The sequence below is a fragment of the Arthrobacter sp. JUb115 genome, from assembly GCF_004365035.1.
Classification (GTDB): Bacteria; Actinomycetota; Actinomycetes; order Actinomycetales; family Micrococcaceae; genus Glutamicibacter.
Map to the genome: position 1 here is coordinate 57,204 of NZ_SOBS01000009.1, position 15,738 is coordinate 72,941.

The window sequence follows — 15,738 nt, forward strand, 5'->3', positions numbered from 1 at the left end:
ATCAGGCAGGCGTTCTAGTGGGTTGCCGGCTGCAGCGAAAAGAGCAAATGGCAGACCCGCAATGAGCCCAAGAAGGACTATGAGGGCCGCTAGGCCTTTAACTAATTTCATCGTTGACCTCAATCTTCGATCCTTGTACCAAGGGGGACGTACCACCTTGTGAAACGCAAACAACGCCTTCCATCAGGGGATAGCCCCTCTCTGGGTGAAAACCGGTCACAGTTGGCGAAAATTTATTTGTCCCTCGCCACGGTGCCTTGCTGTTCTGCGTTGGCCAGGGCTGGAACTGGTGATTTTCAGGAAGCTTGCGCTGATTTTTCATCTACTGTTCCTGGTCTAACGAAGCTGCATACATTCCGGGACGAACGACTTGTTCGCGAGTGATTTGCAGTGCGCTGTGTTGAGCTGCGTTGGCAATGAGGCTGGCAATCCGTTCCTTGCCCTCGTCAGTCATTTGGGCGCCTTGTGACCACTGCAGGAAACCGGTGAGCGCCTTCTGCAGCTTCTGCGGGCCGATGCCACGGTAGCCATGGGTGAATCCACCTGGATTCCCTTCGGCGAATGGCATTAGATGCAATGCGTCGTCCACAACGATGAATATTGGCCCGTCTTGTAGATACGGGGGTATAACGATGTAATCGAAGTTCTTGAGATGATCGTATCGGGAAGTTTGATGGTGCATGGTCACTGGGACAACTACCGAAACTTTGGTGTAGGGATCATCGTCATACCTCTGTTTGGCCTGAAGAAGCACGGGATTGCCATCACGGTCCTTCTTCAACTCGTAGTTCCCATGGCCTCGAACGAGCATTCGGCGTTCTTCTGCCGTCAGCACGTCTAGTAATTGCCGAGCTTCTGGTGAATTCGCCTCGTCCAAGTCAAGGAGTTCTGAACAGTAGCGCTCGAAGATTCGTTGTTGGTGCTTCTCAAAGCTGCGAAGATCATTGCGCACCGGGAACCGTGGCTGACTTTCGGGGTTTTCTTCTTTGATCTCATCGATCGTGAGATCGCAGAGCGCTGTGATGCCTAGGCCCAAGGCATAGGCTGTGACCTCTTCAGGAGAGTCGCCATACTTGCCGAACTTTGAGTAGATCAAATCATAGAGCTCGTTCGCGTATTCTTGTCTCTTCGCCGCAGGAGCAGTAAGAGCAGCGGCTTTGCTTTGCTTGACTGTTGCTTGTTCGATGCTGAGGTCAGGCTCCACAGTTTTGACGATGTATTCAACGTGCTCTTGACTTTCCTTGGGAATGCGAATCGCCCACGCTCCGGCACTGCCCCACTCGATCTCAGCTGCAAGCCTTGCTACGGCAAGATTAAGCGCCTCAGCTCTTACTCTTGCTGTAGCCCCGCTTTTCGTTTGTTCGCCTTGTTCAAGGCCGGTAAGAATTGAAGCGGAGAGCGCCAGGTTGAAGTTTCGTGTCCATTCCAGGTCTCTGGTGATTGGCGTTTTGTCTGCTCGATTCCAATCTTCGACTGCAGCGGCCGTGGGAAGATCAATCAAGGGAATTTTTCTTCCCATTTTTGTGCTCAGCGTTTGGTGAGAGACCTTCTCGGTTTTGAGCTCGCGGTCAACTTCCCATAACGAGCGAGGGCTGTTCTCCCGAATTGCTGGGGCCTCTGAGATCACGACTTCATAGAGGTCATCGCGTCGTACATAGACCCAGGCAACGTCATAGATAGTCAACTCGTTGAGTAATGAAACAGCGTTGGTCATCAGGGCCAGTTCACTACTTCCAAGCTCGGAGTAGAGGGGCACGCGTTGCAGAACCGGTTTATATGGTGGTGGGGCGACTTCTTTGGTCCTTTGAAGTGGCGTGATCACCCCGATGTGTCCTGAATTGGTTTTGAAGAATTGCACCCAAGCCTGTTCATGGGTTTCAGGGTTCTCAATGATGCCGTCGGTCTCTCGGATCGCGGGTGATGTTGCTGGGGCAAAGCTGTAGATGCTGCGTGAAGTGGAGCGGCCTTTCTTTCGGCCGGCTACTTCCTCGACATACGTTGCTGGCCATCCCTTGTGTCCGCTCTCATCGTCTTCCATCGGCTCAATGAGTGCACCTGTCGATGCCAGTTGGGACACACGTCCGATGCTGACTTCCAGCTTGGTGGCCATTTTCTTGCGTGAGAACAAGCCCATTGCTTTACCTTCCGGCAGGTGCGTTTTCCGTATCACTCTCCACAGTATCTAAAAGATTCACCGCTAATCAATATCGGCTAAAAAAAATTTTAGTTAAGTTTGGTGATTATTAGATCCCTAACAGTAGGAGCCAATCGATACGCTGAAATGAAGCAACCAAAGCGAGAGGACAATCATGCCCGAACCAACTTTGACCAAGCTGCCCGAGATCGGTCTGATGACAGCGGACGGCAACGGGGCCTGGCACCATTTCAAAGACAGCTTCCTCTCCCGGTGGGCTGTCGGAATTCGTAGCGTCACAAACCCCAATGAAACCCGCGACTTTCAAGGCATCCGTAAGACCTCAGCCGCCCTCAACCTCTTCTTCGAGACAAGAGCCAACGAATGCAACGAAGAAGAAGTCACCGAAATCTATAAATGGATTCCTGAAGGATGGCTCCTAATCAACAGAGCATCAATGCTCCGCACTACAAGCATCCTCCCCGACACCCAACGCGAAATCATCTGGGCACCCAACGGACAATTCATAGGCCTGGTGCATCTGATGAGCCCAGACACCTGGGCAATTCACCTCCTAGACCCCGAAGATGACCCAGTATGGAACCCATATACTCCCAATCTCATCTTTAAAGCTCCAGACAAGGTCAATGATGCCTGGCACACCTCCCGCGCAACAGCCATCGCCACCGCCCATCGATTCTTCCCCAACACAGCAGTTTCAACCGACGACTACTGGCCAAAAACCTGGGCCGAACCCCTCAATAAGTTCAGGGCAGCCGGCATCAGCGCTGGCTTCAAAATCGACGCCATGTTCATCGGCCCATCAGACGCCACATGCACAGCCCCAGACTGCATGGAAGAAGCGAAAGCCCGCGTGGAGCGCAGCGGCAGCGACATCGGCACAGACGCCCGCCTCGCCTGCTACAACCATGCCGGCGAACTCATGGCACGCCACTCAATGCCACCAACTACATAGAAACACAAAAGGTCTGGTCTAGAACTGCTCCCCCATCAAGCAATTCCAGACCAGACCCACAAACAACACCCTACCGGCGCTACAAACTAATCCCGGCTGTTGAGCACGTGCAGCTCACCAACATAACCATTGCCCGTGGACTCAGTAAACGTCGTCACAGTGCCAGATTCACCACCACCAGTCCACGTCACCTTCCACGTCGCACGAGCAGTAATCTCATACGGCCGTGAACCATCGCCAGGACTCATCTTCGAGTACCGGTAGCCACAGCTCGGAGAATCCGTCCGCCCGGAACCTTTGATCCATGGCTGCCCAGCACCATTACACGACACCGATCCCCCGTCTCCCATCGAGTACTTCACATTGGTCACCTTGGCGTCAGCAGTAATCGCTACTCCGCCAAGAGTCTTCGAACGCTTATAAGGACCCCAATTCAACGGCTTCTGATTCTCAGCAGGAACCCACAACCACACCGGCAAATTCACCGCACCAGAATCCTTCTGAGCAATGGTAGAAGTGAAATCAACGCCCTCCAGCTGGAACGTATCAATAAACCGCTTCGCGGCCTGAGGAGGAGTCAACTGATCGACGCCAGGGGGCGGGGTATCACGCCATTCCAGTCGCGGAGCATAGATACTCGGGCTCTGCTCACAAAGGTTCAACGCAATGGAATCGTCCTTATCAATGTGCGAGCAATCCTTGGGAGCAGGCGAACATACATACCAGGCACCCTTCGACGGGTCCTTACCTGGAGGTGGCGCCTTCTGCGGATTCCTCAGCTGCCAGTAGCACTCATCCCCCGCGCTCCACACACCCCGCTCCTTATCAGAGCAAGGAATCTCAGTACCATGGGTGTTCTCGCACTTCGACGGCCCCTTATTCTTCCCCTTAGGATTCTCCGTATTACCGATAGGACGAGTCTTCGTCCCCTCACCGTTGTTGCCATTCTGGGTTTCCTTATTCACACAAGAACCCCAGTCGTCGCAGACAAGCTGTTTAGGTAGTTTGATCGTGGGAAGCATGCTGGCGTTCGCCGTAAAAGGCACCAGCGCAAATGCTAATAGCGTGAAAACCGCGACAAGGCGTCTGACTAACATGGCACGCCACCATCCTTGAACTCTGTTTTAGCGATAACCCAACGTCCCAGCTCAGTGTCATACTGTGCTCTGACGTCTAGAATTGCCCTAAGCAGTTCTGGCTTCTCCCCTGGTTTTCCGTTAGCAAGCGTTATCTCGACGTTGCTGGTGTCGTTGCAGACTTCCAAATACACGACATGATCTTCAAGTTCCTTCTTGCCTTCAATTACAGAGGAGGAGTAACCAGATATCTCTTCCACCTCTACGCCACCTTTAGCAGTAGCTTTCTCTTTCTTGAGACCATTCAGAGTTTTCATTGTGGAAGCGAATTTGTCTCCAACGGCGAATTTAGCCAAGTCTTCGGTAGAAGTATCACCTGCCTCCATCTGTTTATTACCGACAGCGACTAAACGCTTCATGGTCTCGAAGGCAGCATCCACCGATACATCCGGACCAGGCTTCGTAGTCACCGGTTCAAAACCATTCGACTCCCCCGAACCACTCTCCGATACACTCCCTGAAGCCACCGGCGAAGAACTGGCCGAAGAATCAACAGAAGCGCTCGCCGCAGGTTTAGTGCTTGGGGACGTACCGCCCTCTGGTTCAGTAGTCTGGCTGCAGCCGGCAAGGAGTAGGGCCAAAGCAGCGGTCGATGCGGTAATCATGTATTTGGTCTTCATGGTTTTCATGCTTTCTACTGTCCTGGCTTGAATACTCTGGCTGCGCCGATTCCTACGCCTTCTTTGTTTCCGATAGGCAGGAATTTTGGTTCGTAGGGGATGACAGCGTGAACTGTTACTTTCCCGTCCTGTACAGCCACGCTACCTTCTGCCCCAGATTGAGTTAGGTATTTCTGCGCCGCTCGCCTAGCCAGTTCGGAATTTATCGACGTATCAGCGGTGATTCCACCATTAACCCCAGCACGTGCTGCTGACTGCGCAATCAAGGTTGCTCGTTCTTGAGCGTTGATAAGCGCCCCGTTCTCCATGAACAAGCCAATGACGATAAGAAGCACCGGAATCATGCCGAAGATGAGGATCACTGGGGCTTCTCCCCGTTCTCTCTGCCACCATTTAGCTTTCATGGTTAGTCGCTTACCTTTCTCGGAATGAATCGACAGGGGACGTACCGTGTGCTGTAGTGCTTTGAATGCCTGGAATAGCGGAAATCTTGATTCCAGAAAAGACAACGTCACACGTCACAGTTGCATCAACTCTGCCGAAGTTGGTGCCAGATGTCTGGAATCGTGAGGTGTCCACATCAACATCAATCGAATCGCAATTGACTGAACCTTGTGTCATTACACGCTTGGCTGCTTGAATTCCCGCGGCTTTGCCAGAATTCGAGGTTCGAGCAAGCGAAGCATCACGAGCAGCTGCGTTAGCTGCAGATTGCACGGCATGTTTCGCGGATCCCATAACGCCTGCATAAAGAATGAGCATGAAAAATAGAAAAATAATCGGTATTGCGAAGAATGTGCTGACTGACTGGCTGCCTCGTTCGGAGTTCTTGAAAAGATCCTTCATCGGGCAATGATCCTTTCCGTCGGGCCAGACACTTCCTGGTCAATTTTCCATCCGTCATGAAACGGAATCATGGAGTCAGAACGAGCATGGACGCTGACTCGAACTTCAGTTGCACTTCGAGTCACCGTAACTGCATCAGGCGGGAGATCCATCCGATATCTGGCTAGTAGCTCATTGGCAGCGCGGCGGCCGTCTGCGGCCGTAGAACCCTCATATCGGGCGACGTTATAGGCGGCCGCCGCGACTGCATGAGCTTTTTGATCAGCGTTGACCACTAATCCGAATTCGATGGCCCCAAAAATCAGCACTAAGAGGATTGGGAGAAATGCGAACCCTCCAACGTTGGAGCTCCCTTTCTCACAACGCCACTGATTTCTGGATGCATTAATCATTGCGGTTTACCACCAACCCGCGCCGTTGATCTGGTTGATCCATTCCTGCACCTTGCCGGTGAAGAAGCCGACGGCGAGGGCTACAATTCCCACGGCGACCCAAATCCACCCGAATTGCGAGGTGTCGTTGCTGCCTCGTTCATTGTCGACTGTCAAGCAGTTGAATTGCGTCGAGACCAAGGCCACAGCTGTCAGCGCTGCCAAGGTTACTTTGTCGGTGATTGCCTTACGCATTGTTTTTCCTTTCAGAAAGGGGAATTTGAAATATTGATAAAGAGTGCGGTGAGGATCATCCCTAGGAAGACCATCACGATTGCCTGCACACGTCTTGAGATTTTGTTGCTTACCAGGTTGGCCTGTTCGTGTTCTTCCGCAAGGGCCCGCATTCGGAGATTCTTGCCTGAAGCACGTAGCGCCTCATATATTCTTGCTCCGTCCTTTCCGCTTAGTCGTACAATTCTCGAAGCTTCCGAAAGTTCCGGAACGTGGATCTCGTTAGCTAATTCTTCTAGTGCATCCCATACCTGTTGTTGTTGGTATTGAGCTCTGGTGAGTACTTGCCTGATCCGAACGAAGACCCATGAATCATTACTGATTGTAGAAGCACTAGTGACCGCTGCCGTGACGTGGGCGCCCCGTCGTACCTCTGTAGCAACGAGCTCGATGAAGCTTCCTACGCCTCGACCAAACTCTTTACGAGCGTGGTACGCCATGGTGCGGGCTCGACGGTCCGGCACAGCTTGACCCAGCATGAAAGCGACGACCACAAGCAAAGGAAACATGGTATTTTCCATGCCAGCTACAGATAGGAGAATGGCTCCAATACTTGCAAGTCCAGCAATCCCAAAACCGTAGAGCATTTTCTGGAAAGAATGGTCCAGCTCGGTGCGTCCAATGAGTTGTAAGTCTTCTTTAGTGACCTTTGGAGTCATTGGAACTGGTGGAAGTTTCATGCCCCAAAGCCCAATCTTGCTTTTCCAGTCGACTGGGGCGAATTTAGTTTCTTTGTCAATGAGGACTTCGGAACCGAAATTATCCATAGCTACTGCCAGTTTTGGTTTCGCCGTAAATAAGGGCGCAGCCAATAGAGCAACTGCCAGTCCAATGAGGGCACCGCCGAGAATGATGAGAATCATTTGGTTGTCCTCCCTAAGAGTCGAGCTGCACGGTATGGCTTAGCCAGCTGGTACATCCCATACACGATGTAGCAAAGCAACGCCACCCACACCAAGTACAAGATCTGACCAGTTGCGCTCTTATATGGCTCTGAAACCATTGGCATAAAGGGCATGATGGCCAGCATGACTACTACGCCCACGATGATGATCCGGATATCTGAACGGGTCTTGGAACGATCTGTATCGATTTGGTGACGTGCTTTGATTTCGTCATGCACGCTTTCAGCGATGTTCTCTAGGGCAGTGCTTAGACCAGCCCCCCTTTGTTCAGCAGCAAGCATGAGATTCATGATGATGATGTCAGCTGTTGGGTCGTCGATTTCATCAGCAAAAGATTCGAGCGCGTCTTTCAGCATCCACCCGCCTTCAAGCCGAGCAATTAGGCGTTTCACCATCGGTCGGATCGAATCTGCAGCGCTTGAAAGCGAAGCCTTCAACGCGGTTTCTAGCGCTGTTCCAACCCCGATGAGACCCGAAAGGGAACGTGTCCAGGATTCCAGGGCCTCCAAGCGCTCAAGCACCAACCGATCAGCTCGGTTCGAAAACAGCGCTGGGATTGTAAGCACAGCGAGCGGAAAGAGAATAAGTGCAGGGAACCAACGCGTAAAGATGCAAAGGATGACCGCTGCACCGAATGCAGCAGCGGTACGGACTTTCTCAGCTTTCGAAAATTTCGTGTTCACCCACTGGAACCGTGCCGGAACGGCTACCGTCCTGAGCTTCTTTTTAGGCTGAAGCAGTAAATACGCGACCGCTAAGCCAAGGCTAGTAATCAGGAGGAAAACCCCAATAGGCAGCATCATTTGTTGCATTAGAATCCCCTCCTCAAAACTTCTTCTTTCAAACCGTGACGCGCGAGTCGGCGGCGCATACGTGAATCGCTTGGAAGGCGAAGAAACTTCGCGTCTTCGTCGTTTTCCTCTTCATCTAGGTGAAAGAGGTCTAAGGTAGTTACTCCATGAGTTTCGTGTGGCAGTACCTCAGTAATATGGGTTACTTTCCGAAGTTTGCTTCCATCTTCCTGCTCTACACGGTTGAGCTGCACGATGAAGTCGATATGACGGGCGATCTGGCGCTTGGCATATTCTTCGGAGTACTCCTGGCTAGCAAGGCCCACGAGGGCTTCCACACAATCTTCAGGATCTTCAGCATGTGCAGTCGAAAGACTTCCTGCGCCGGTTTGCATGGCTCGAATCATGGGACCAATTTCGTCACCGCGGACTTCACCCACGATGAAACGGAAAGCATTTAGACGCAGTGCTTTACGGCTGGCGGCCCACATGGAATATTCGCCGGCACCCCCGGCCTCGCCTGCGGGACGATACTGAAGCGATATTGGGGAAACAGCGCGGCTAGATAGGTGATGGAGGTGAAGTTCTCGTTCCATCTCCATGGTGATCACTGGTTCGTAGGGGTCAAATTCATTGACGACTGCTCGCAACATGGTAGTTTTTCCATCTCCCGCATAGCCGCTGAAAACTACCGAACGTTTGGCAGCGATCACAGCCCGGAGGAAGTGTGCTGCGGACTCAGTAAGGTTCCCCATTTGCACCATTTCATCAAGAGTGATGTTGAGGAATCGGTGGACGCGCAGCACGATTACGGGCCGCGTCGTCACAGGCTTTGTGACAGCCGCAAGGCGGACCATTTCCATGAGATCGGCGTCCACGTCTGGGTGGGCCTGGTCGAAGGGGCGCGCTTCTTCTTCTTTACGGTTGAGCAGAAATTGAACATCGTCAACCAGCACCCGATCGCTTGGCGCAATAGGCGGTTGGCGGCGCATTTCGCCCCCGGCGTGCTCTGTCCATACTTCGTCGCACCCATTCACGGTGATGTTTTCTACGGTTTCATCATCGACATATTTCTGGAATGGCCCCAACCCGAACATGTAGTCACGCAGAGTACGTTCAACGTCTTCTTGAGTGCGCGCGCTCCAGCTGCCTTCTTGCCCTTGGGTGCGGATCTGGAACTTGACGTGATCAAGTACCACCTGCTTAATATGCTGGCGTCCCATTTGCTCGCGTGCGTCGTTATCGAGGTCCGGGCGCTCCATCAGCTTCTGTGATTGAAGCTCTGCTGCTTGGCTGCGCAGGTGCTGAATGGTTTCCCAATATTCTTCGTTCTCTTCCGAGAACTCTTGGGAGCCTTCTACCCGGGCTTCACTTTGGACTTTCGCCGCACGGCGCCCACTCTGTCCTGCATTGAGATGTTCTTTCACTGAAGTGGGCACTTTGAGTGATGGCTGCGCCGTCAATTCAGAAGCGAAAAATGGCAGAGAGCGGAGATCCTGGTCAGAGTTGCTAGTAATGTTATCCGGCATCGCTTTCCTCCTGGATCAGTTCTCTTGTCTTATCAAGATCTTTGAAGATCTTGGCTCGCAGTGCACGGATAGCTGACATGTAGCTATCCCGCATCATCATTCGTTTCGAGCTAGGTTCGCCTTGTGAAAAGACTGCGGCTTGCTTGGGTGCAAATGGAATTTCCCCAGAAATCCCCATATTGAGGAACTTCTTGACTTCCCGCGTGCTAGAGCCGCCTACAGCTGGCTGGTACAAAACAGCAGAAGAAGAGTCGCCCCTCCCTACTGCATCGCGAAGAGGTTCTATGGACTTTTTCCCATAGTCGAGAGCAGCAAGTGCGGAGAATGTAGGTTGCAGACCATACAACATAACGTCTGAACGTTCAGCCAAAGCAATGCGGCGGTCTTTGTTTCCCGTCCAACGCCCAAGATCAACGATCACGTCGTAGCCGGAGGCTTCAAAAGCTGTCAGTTCCTCCGCGAGCTCTCCCCACATGGTGGTGATACCGTGGCCAGCTTCCGGGTTTGAAATCGCAGGTAGGAGTAGATTCTCGGTTCCCTCATCTTCTCCCGTGCTGGTTAGTGGCACGCATGATCCCAGGATGGATTCTCGGTCAACAGAGCTCATGGCAGAAATTTCCGCTAACGTGCTGAGTCCCCGCTTACCTGATATCTGACATTGCATGTAGCCAGCAATCACAGATGATGGCTTAGAAATGTCTGCTTCTACCAAGATGACTGGCTTTGGCCATTCAACTGCTAGGGCCACCGCTGTTGTCGTTATTCCCGGGGACGTACCGATGCTGGTGAGCGTGACCATAGCCATTTACTTTTCACCGTCCAACACGATGCCCACCAGCCCAGATGAACTCCAGGTAACGATCTGCGGTGCATCAGCCTTCTTCACTCGAATATCTACGATGAAGTTGCTGTTACCTTCTGCATCTTCGCTGGCAGTCGGATACCTCTCTATGACAGCCGCAACGGTTTTGAGAGTCTCATCGCCAGTAAGCTGTTCGCCTGATGGGGTGTGAACTACACGAACTTTGTCACCAGGCACCAGTTCGCGCCCTGGCATGTTGGCAGGCTTCAGGCCTAATCCCACGATGCTCATGTCCTCAGGAACCGGCATTGCAGATGCAAACGAACCCTCGACAACAGGTGTGCCGGCGAGCAGATTTGTCTGAGCCTTAGTACCCACGACATCACCTTGACGATTGATATCGATGTATTGTGGCTGCTCCCCCTCCACCGACAGCGAAGTGAGGTCCTCCTGCTTGATAGTTTGTCCGCGAAAAACGTCATTCTTGACCGTCAGAACCTGGTGGCTTCCGGTAGACCTCGTTCCCACCCAGGCTAAAGATGCACCGAGGACAGCCATGGCCAATACAGCGGCGACAAAGCCTTTACGGCGCGACGGCAACTTAGGGTTCTTACCGCGATGGGGAAGACCCGCAGGCATCTGCTTCTTCTGGGTCTCTTCGCTGGTGACTTCAGTAGTCACTGGGATTCTCCTCTTTATGGATGATCTGACAAGAAAACGGTAGCACTGCCTAGATTTTAAATCTAGGCTTATTGGTCATGAGCACAAGGAAAAGTCATGATGGGATCATGCCGCGCAAAATAGATACAGGCCTCCCTGCAGATCTCCAATTCGCAATTGATGCATTTGGGTCCGCGGCACGAGTGCAACTGATCAGGGACCTCCAGCGGCGAGGCCCTGCTTCCATTCCCACGCTTGCTGGACGCCTGGATCTAAACGAACACACCGTAAGGGCCAACCTAAGGGCGCTAGAAGCAGCAGGCGCCGTCAAAGGGGACATACCACCAGAGCTTCGAGGAAGCACCGCAGTAACGTACCAAGCGCAACGATCTCGATGCGCCGAGTTACTCATGATCCTTCGAACAAACATCCTCTTACTCCCGTCGGACTGACTGATACTTACAGGTAGCCCAGTGCTGACAGAAAACCTGCCATAGAATTTTCCTTTACCTCATTCTCCCCCAGTTTGCTGCGCGAAATTCCTGCGAACCCACGCCATACCCTGCATCCCTCATAGGATCACCCGCCCGACATGGACAAAGATTGGCGACCTGGAATCACAAAACGGCAGATATAACCGCACCCACTCGAATAACTGATGTCGGCCTTGAGCCAAAGCGCCCTGGAACCCTAAAAGCATCCCCGGGCCGCAGTTTATATACATATGAACGTAACTAGTTAGGCAACTATTGATGCAACTAGGTAACTGAACATTTTGTTACCTAGTTATCCACATCGTGATGCTCGTAAGCATCTACCTAGTTGCCTCAGTGCGACCTGGCGCGCAGGGACAGTAATCCCCGTTGGAGGCATGCTGATCGGTAGATTGAGGTCAACAGTGCCCACTGGCTTCGCTTCAACCATCAACCACAGGGCAGCTAGTAGACCACATAGATAACACGTTACTTACTGCATAGTTGTGAAACTATGATCTTCATTGTCATGTTACCTAGTTGCTTACCTAATGCATGAACAGTTGTGCACATAGATATGTACATAGATATGAAATTACTTCCGAACTAGTTAGCCCACTGTTGAATTACCTATGAATAGTGTTATGATCTTCAAGTCAGATCATCTCTTGGAGGAAGCATGTCTAGCTCTTTTTCTCTCGCTGGAACCAGCCCGCAAATCACGCAGATCGCTCGCGCCGTAGTCTTCGGTATTGACAAGGGTGGGGTCGGTAAAACCTCTTGCTCATGCAACGTCGCTGGTCAGGCTGCAGCCGCTGGATACAAGACGCTCATTATCGATCTTGATCCCGTAGGTGCCATGCACAACGACCTTGGTTACGACAAAGAGGATGGGGCGCGACTGTTTGATGCACTTCGCAAGGGGCACCCTTTGCCTGTCATCAAGGACGTTCGCCCAAATCTGGATGTAGTTCCAGGTGGAGCGGAACTTCGAGACCTACAAGGAATCTTGTTCTCCAGGGGTCAGGCTCCAATGGAGGCCTTCGCTTCACTTTTGTCGGCTAGCTTGGGTGCAATTGCCGAGCCTTACGACCTGATCATCATTGATACCCCGCCTGGTGATCCATGGATCACCGAAGGTGCCCTCTGTGTGGCTTCAGCATTAGTGATCCCGGCTCGACCAGATGATGGCACACTTGACGCCGTTGAAAACACCGCCAAGAAATTCATGCGTGCCCGTCATTTCAACCCCGACCTTCGACTAGCAGGGGCCGTAATGTTCGGCATCGGTGGGGCAAGTCGCCGCATTGCACGTCAGACACGGGAACGCCTCACTGAATCATTGGGGGAGGCAGCACCGGTCTTCGAGACCCGCATTCGCTACATGGAAACTGCAGCTGTTGATTCACGTCGCCGGGGAATGCTCATCCATGAGCTTTCACCCGCTGTTGAGGAATCAGTCAAACAGCGCTTCACTGCCTTCAAGAACGGTGAAGCGGTCGAGGAGGATAAAGCGCTACTAGCCACAGATGTTGGGAACTTGGCAAAGGAATACACGGCCTTAACACGTGAAATTTTTGCCCGTCTGTTGGAAATTGAAGCCGAGGTTAGCAATGACTAGGAAAAATTTGGGCAGCATGTTTGAGCCAGGAGCTTCAGAGGACCCTGCAGATTCACTAAAAGGGTTTCTGCCACCAAAACCAACCAAACGCAAGGCACCACCACTAGCGGATCGCGCAGTCCAGGAAGAGGTTCCGAGGGAAGTCGAGGTGGAAGCTGCCGCGGATACACCGTCTTCCCGGAAGCGCAATGTGAAGCAGCCGCACTCGTCGGTCTATTTGCCGGCCAATGTATATAAGGCCCTGCGCAAAGAATCTCTTGCGGCGTCGCAGAGTTATACAGAACTACTTTTCCGTGCACTTAGCCGAGTCTCAAAAGAAAATTTGGCGTCTTGCTTTGGTGGAGTAGTAGCTTCTGGCCTGCCCGAGGGGATGCCTGGCGCCGCTCCTTTGCGTAAGCGCCGTGGCGGGGGAGAGGGAGGCACGCAGATACAGCTGCGCTTGACTTCGGACCAAGTTGCATGGATCGACGATGTCTACTGCGCGGAAGTGGGCGCACCAACTCGCAGTGCACTTATTTCATCCCTCTTTGCTTTGGATTTGAAAGTCGATGTCCCACAGTATTCGTAATGCATCGCTCTAATAGGTAAGTACCTTAGCGGCCCGGTTCAGGCGCAAGCCTTGGACTTGGGCCGCTACTGCGTTGTGGGGGAAGAAGATCTGCACTTCTCGTAAGTGCGCGAGAAATTTTGCTTTGAACTGGCGCTGATGTTTGTACTCTGAGCCGAATTGGGCTTCTAGCTGAGACCAAGTGACAGTAGTCGGCTTCGACAGGTTTCGCAACCGGTAGGAAAGCCATACATACAGATCCAGCCTCATTGCCGATCCCGCGAGCTCTCTCAATATCTGAGGGTGTAGTTTGACGGGGGATTTGATGGCTTCCTCATAGAACTGCTCTGACAGGGTAATCGTTGACCCCAGAAGCTGTTCCTGGTTGGGTACGTCCTTGGCCGAGAACCAGAGGTCATAACGGGATGCAATGTGGAAATTTTCTCCGGTGATATTCCATCTGGACTTCTGGTCACGTACATCTTCGATATTGATATTGGCGACGGCTAGCCGGTGCAGCTGATCTAGAACTCGTCGGCCTGAAGCACCGGATCCATTCATTCCTAGAGTGGCGAGGAATTGAGTCAGTGAGTCGCCTAGATAGAGCTGTCGCGACCGCGTGCGATAAGCCTCAGTAGTCATCCAGGTCATCAAATACCGGGGGATCACTCCGTATGGGTAGAGGCGTTGACGTGACCCGTCCTGAGCAGTCACCTGACCCGGCGTGAGAGTAAGGGTGAGGGCGTTGTTTCGCCGGACCCATTCTGGGGCGTCTTTGGGGTCTTTATAGGGCAATGAGAGCTGCGCCATGATCCGTGAAGCGTAGTGCCCTGAGAAAAGTTCTCCCTCAAGGTCACAGGCCAAATCAACTAGCCGAAGCTGGCGGTTGGTCATAAGCTCTGCTGCAGTTGACATGATGCGAAGTACTTTCTGTGGATAGAGCAAGTTATCCACGTGCAATCGGTGACGCCCGTATTTCAGTGGGTGTGGATATTTATTTGGGGGAGTTAATCCGCGTGATTCCAGGGATGCAGCACGTGCAATCGGTGACGCTTCATCTCAGTGAGGAGAGTTTTCCACGTGCAATCGGTGACGCTTAACCACGTGCAATCGGTGACGCCTGATCTATGTTTTGCCTAGTCAGTTCCGTCAAAATGAGAGGCCCATTTAAGTTAATTAACATGGGGGATTCTCATAAGTAGGGGCACCCGGTTCTGTGGATTCGTGGATAACGGTTCACATCAGTGATCCTCGCTCGACACCAGCACTTGCTAGACGACGTGCTAACCGTCGTTTGAGGACTGAGATCTTATCGCTGAGTTCGGAGCTGCTCATTGCCAGCTCATCGGCAAGCTTGTGGCGTTCTTTCGTAGTAGCCGATGTGTACTGTCCGAGGAGCTTAGCTTCGCTGACGCTTAAGGCATGAGTCTTGACTGACCATTCAAGTACGCGCATGACCTCAATCCATGGCGATCCAATGCTTTCTTCATGAGGACGGCACTCCATGGGATGAGCTTCCATTGGGGCACTAGTGCAGCTTTCAGAATGAATTGATTCTGCGATTTCGAAATCACCGTAAGTTTGCTCTGCCATGATCTGCGGCAGCTTCGCGCTGACTGAACGGGTGATTCTTTTCAGCATTTCCATTTGCAGATTTCCAGTCACGGAGGAGGTCCTCTGGAGCGGGTATGTCTTGATGGTTTCCCATAAAGCATGGACTGCGATGGTCAGCGCTTCGTCTTGCTGCCCAATGCTCTTCAGGTACCGCAGTCCTTTGCAGGTGCGTGCAGCGTTGACAGCCATGCCCTGGAAGTAATGCAGCAATGCTCTTTCGACTGTGCTGTTGCCACTCACAGCGTCCTGGAGGCAGTCATGCAAAGTCGCTTGGTCGCTATTAGAGAGAAAAGCCAAATACTCGTCTCCAGTGATAAACCCGGCGGTGCCATGGTCGGCATTTTCATGCGCGTGCTGCGCTTCCCATTCCAAGTTCAAGCGAGTGTTGATTCGGGTGATAGTACCCATGTGGATCACGT

The 15,738-nt window shown here is 52.4% G+C and carries 19 protein-coding genes; 4 read left to right on the forward strand and 15 right to left on the reverse strand.

Annotated features, from left to right (window positions below):
* Positions 1-97 precede the first annotated feature (97 nt).
* Together EDF61_RS14705 and EDF61_RS14710 are read right to left on the reverse strand one after the other, a co-directional pair.
* The gene (locus EDF61_RS14705) at positions 98-322 is read right to left on the reverse strand and encodes a hypothetical protein (protein WP_133834556.1); all 225 of its coding nucleotides are present in this window, start codon (positions 320-322) and stop codon (positions 98-100) included.
* Complete coding sequence (locus EDF61_RS14710) at positions 323-2,134, reverse strand: hypothetical protein (protein WP_133834557.1); 1,812 nt, start codon at positions 2,132-2,134, stop codon at positions 323-325.
* Positions 2,135-2,309: 175 nt separating this feature from the next.
* On the opposite strand from EDF61_RS14710, the gene EDF61_RS14715 reads away from it, so the two are divergent.
* Entirely contained in the window at positions 2,310-3,110 is an 801-nt protein-coding gene (locus EDF61_RS14715; RefSeq protein WP_133834558.1) for a hypothetical protein, read from the forward strand.
* Positions 3,111-3,196: 86 nt separating this feature from the next.
* On the opposite strand, the gene EDF61_RS14720 is transcribed toward EDF61_RS14715, so the two are convergent.
* The 11 genes from EDF61_RS14720 to EDF61_RS14770 form a co-directional block, all read right to left on the reverse strand.
* Positions 3,197-4,207: a hypothetical protein gene (locus EDF61_RS14720; protein ID WP_133834559.1), complete on the reverse strand. Its 1,011-nt coding sequence runs from the start codon at positions 4,205-4,207 to the stop codon at positions 3,197-3,199.
* Complete coding sequence (locus EDF61_RS14725; protein ID WP_133834560.1) at positions 4,201-4,875, reverse strand: hypothetical protein; 675 nt, start codon at positions 4,873-4,875, stop codon at positions 4,201-4,203. Before EDF61_RS14725 ends, EDF61_RS14720 begins: the two co-directional genes overlap by 7 nt.
* A 5-nt stretch (positions 4,876-4,880) precedes the next feature.
* Complete coding sequence (locus EDF61_RS14730; RefSeq protein ID WP_133834561.1) at positions 4,881-5,270, reverse strand: TadE/TadG family type IV pilus assembly protein; 390 nt, start codon at positions 5,268-5,270, stop codon at positions 4,881-4,883.
* Positions 5,271-5,280: 10 nt separating this feature from the next.
* Entirely contained in the window at positions 5,281-5,712 is a 432-nt protein-coding gene (locus EDF61_RS14735; RefSeq protein ID WP_133834562.1) for a TadE/TadG family type IV pilus assembly protein, read from the reverse strand.
* On the reverse strand, positions 5,709-6,104 hold the full coding sequence (locus EDF61_RS19205) for a TadE family protein (RefSeq protein ID WP_133834563.1): 396 nt from the start codon (positions 6,102-6,104) through the stop codon (positions 5,709-5,711). The genes EDF61_RS14735 and EDF61_RS19205 overlap by 4 nt, the downstream gene beginning before the upstream one ends.
* Positions 6,105-6,110: 6 nt before the next feature.
* Positions 6,111-6,338, reverse strand: coding sequence for a hypothetical protein (locus tag EDF61_RS14745; protein WP_133834564.1), 228 nt, complete (start codon positions 6,336-6,338; stop codon positions 6,111-6,113).
* 11 nt (positions 6,339-6,349) lie between these two features.
* Positions 6,350-7,240: a type II secretion system F family protein gene (locus EDF61_RS14750; protein ID WP_133834565.1), complete on the reverse strand. Its 891-nt coding sequence runs from the start codon at positions 7,238-7,240 to the stop codon at positions 6,350-6,352.
* Positions 7,237-8,094, reverse strand: a complete 858-nt coding sequence (locus tag EDF61_RS14755; RefSeq protein ID WP_133834566.1) for a type II secretion system F family protein — start codon at positions 8,092-8,094, stop codon at positions 7,237-7,239. Before EDF61_RS14755 ends, EDF61_RS14750 begins: the two co-directional genes overlap by 4 nt.
* Positions 8,094-9,602: a TadA family conjugal transfer-associated ATPase gene (locus tag EDF61_RS14760; protein ID WP_133834567.1), complete on the reverse strand. Its 1,509-nt coding sequence runs from the start codon at positions 9,600-9,602 to the stop codon at positions 8,094-8,096. Before EDF61_RS14760 ends, EDF61_RS14755 begins: the two co-directional genes overlap by 1 nt.
* Positions 9,592-10,314 (reverse strand): hypothetical protein, encoded by a 723-nt coding sequence (locus EDF61_RS14765; RefSeq protein WP_133834568.1) that lies wholly within the window; start codon positions 10,312-10,314, stop codon positions 9,592-9,594. Before EDF61_RS14765 ends, EDF61_RS14760 begins: the two co-directional genes overlap by 11 nt.
* A 93-nt stretch (positions 10,315-10,407) precedes the next feature.
* Positions 10,408-11,085 carry an SAF domain-containing protein gene (locus EDF61_RS14770; protein WP_133834569.1) on the reverse strand — a complete coding sequence of 226 codons (678 nt, stop codon included), beginning with the start codon at positions 11,083-11,085 and terminating at the stop codon, positions 10,408-10,410.
* Between the two features lie 107 nt (positions 11,086-11,192).
* On the opposite strand from EDF61_RS14770, the gene EDF61_RS19285 reads away from it, so the two are divergent.
* The 3 genes from EDF61_RS19285 (at position 11,193) to EDF61_RS14785 (ending at position 13,726) form a co-directional block, all read left to right on the forward strand.
* Positions 11,193-11,516, forward strand: a complete 324-nt coding sequence (locus EDF61_RS19285; protein WP_498724759.1) for an HVO_A0114 family putative DNA-binding protein — start codon at positions 11,193-11,195, stop codon at positions 11,514-11,516.
* Between the two features lie 700 nt (positions 11,517-12,216).
* Positions 12,217-13,158 carry a ParA family protein gene (locus tag EDF61_RS14780; protein ID WP_133834571.1) on the forward strand — a complete coding sequence of 314 codons (942 nt, stop codon included), beginning with the start codon at positions 12,217-12,219 and terminating at the stop codon, positions 13,156-13,158.
* The gene (locus EDF61_RS14785; protein WP_133834572.1) at positions 13,151-13,726 is read left to right on the forward strand and encodes a hypothetical protein; all 576 of its coding nucleotides are present in this window, start codon (positions 13,151-13,153) and stop codon (positions 13,724-13,726) included. Before EDF61_RS14780 ends, EDF61_RS14785 begins: the two co-directional genes overlap by 8 nt.
* A 9-nt stretch (positions 13,727-13,735) precedes the next feature.
* Here the strand turns inward: EDF61_RS14785 and EDF61_RS14790 are convergent, their stop codons facing one another.
* Together EDF61_RS14790 and EDF61_RS14795 are read right to left on the reverse strand one after the other, a co-directional pair.
* Positions 13,736-14,620, reverse strand: a complete 885-nt coding sequence (locus tag EDF61_RS14790; protein WP_133834573.1) for a replication protein RepA — start codon at positions 14,618-14,620, stop codon at positions 13,736-13,738.
* Between the two features lie 321 nt (positions 14,621-14,941).
* Positions 14,942-15,727, reverse strand: coding sequence for a hypothetical protein (locus EDF61_RS14795; RefSeq protein ID WP_133834574.1), 786 nt, complete (start codon positions 15,725-15,727; stop codon positions 14,942-14,944).
* Positions 15,728-15,738 lie beyond the last annotated feature (11 nt).

Coding starts and splice junctions, on each gene's coding strand:
- EDF61_RS14705 (WP_133834556.1), bottom strand. CDS start 322: ATGAAAAATCAGCGCAAGCTTCCTGAAAATCACCAGTTCCAGCCCTGG.
- EDF61_RS14710 (WP_133834557.1), bottom strand. CDS start 2,134: ATGGGCTTGTTCTCACGCAAGAAAATGGCCACCAAGCTGGAAGTCAGC.
- EDF61_RS14715 (WP_133834558.1), top strand. CDS start 2,310: ATGCCCGAACCAACTTTGACCAAGCTGCCCGAGATCGGTCTGATGACA.
- EDF61_RS14720 (WP_133834559.1), bottom strand. CDS start 4,207: ATGTTAGTCAGACGCCTTGTCGCGGTTTTCACGCTATTAGCATTTGCG.
- EDF61_RS14725 (WP_133834560.1), bottom strand. CDS start 4,875: ATGAAAACCATGAAGACCAAATACATGATTACCGCATCGACCGCTGCT.
- EDF61_RS14730 (WP_133834561.1), bottom strand. CDS start 5,270: ATGAAAGCTAAATGGTGGCAGAGAGAACGGGGAGAAGCCCCAGTGATC.
- EDF61_RS14735 (WP_133834562.1), bottom strand. CDS start 5,712: ATGAAGGATCTTTTCAAGAACTCCGAACGAGGCAGCCAGTCAGTCAGC.
- EDF61_RS19205 (WP_133834563.1), bottom strand. CDS start 6,104: ATGATTAATGCATCCAGAAATCAGTGGCGTTGTGAGAAAGGGAGCTCC.
- EDF61_RS14745 (WP_133834564.1), bottom strand. CDS start 6,338: ATGCGTAAGGCAATCACCGACAAAGTAACCTTGGCAGCGCTGACAGCT.
- EDF61_RS14750 (WP_133834565.1), bottom strand. CDS start 7,240: ATGATTCTCATCATTCTCGGCGGTGCCCTCATTGGACTGGCAGTTGCT.
- EDF61_RS14755 (WP_133834566.1), bottom strand. CDS start 8,094: ATGCAACAAATGATGCTGCCTATTGGGGTTTTCCTCCTGATTACTAGC.
- EDF61_RS14760 (WP_133834567.1), bottom strand. CDS start 9,602: ATGCCGGATAACATTACTAGCAACTCTGACCAGGATCTCCGCTCTCTG.
- EDF61_RS19285 (WP_498724759.1), top strand. CDS start 11,193: ATGCCGCGCAAAATAGATACAGGCCTCCCTGCAGATCTCCAATTCGCA.
- EDF61_RS14780 (WP_133834571.1), top strand. CDS start 12,217: ATGTCTAGCTCTTTTTCTCTCGCTGGAACCAGCCCGCAAATCACGCAG.
- EDF61_RS14785 (WP_133834572.1), top strand. CDS start 13,151: ATGACTAGGAAAAATTTGGGCAGCATGTTTGAGCCAGGAGCTTCAGAG.
- EDF61_RS14790 (WP_133834573.1), bottom strand. CDS start 14,620: ATGTCAACTGCAGCAGAGCTTATGACCAACCGCCAGCTTCGGCTAGTT.
- EDF61_RS14795 (WP_133834574.1), bottom strand. CDS start 15,727: ATGGGTACTATCACCCGAATCAACACTCGCTTGAACTTGGAATGGGAA.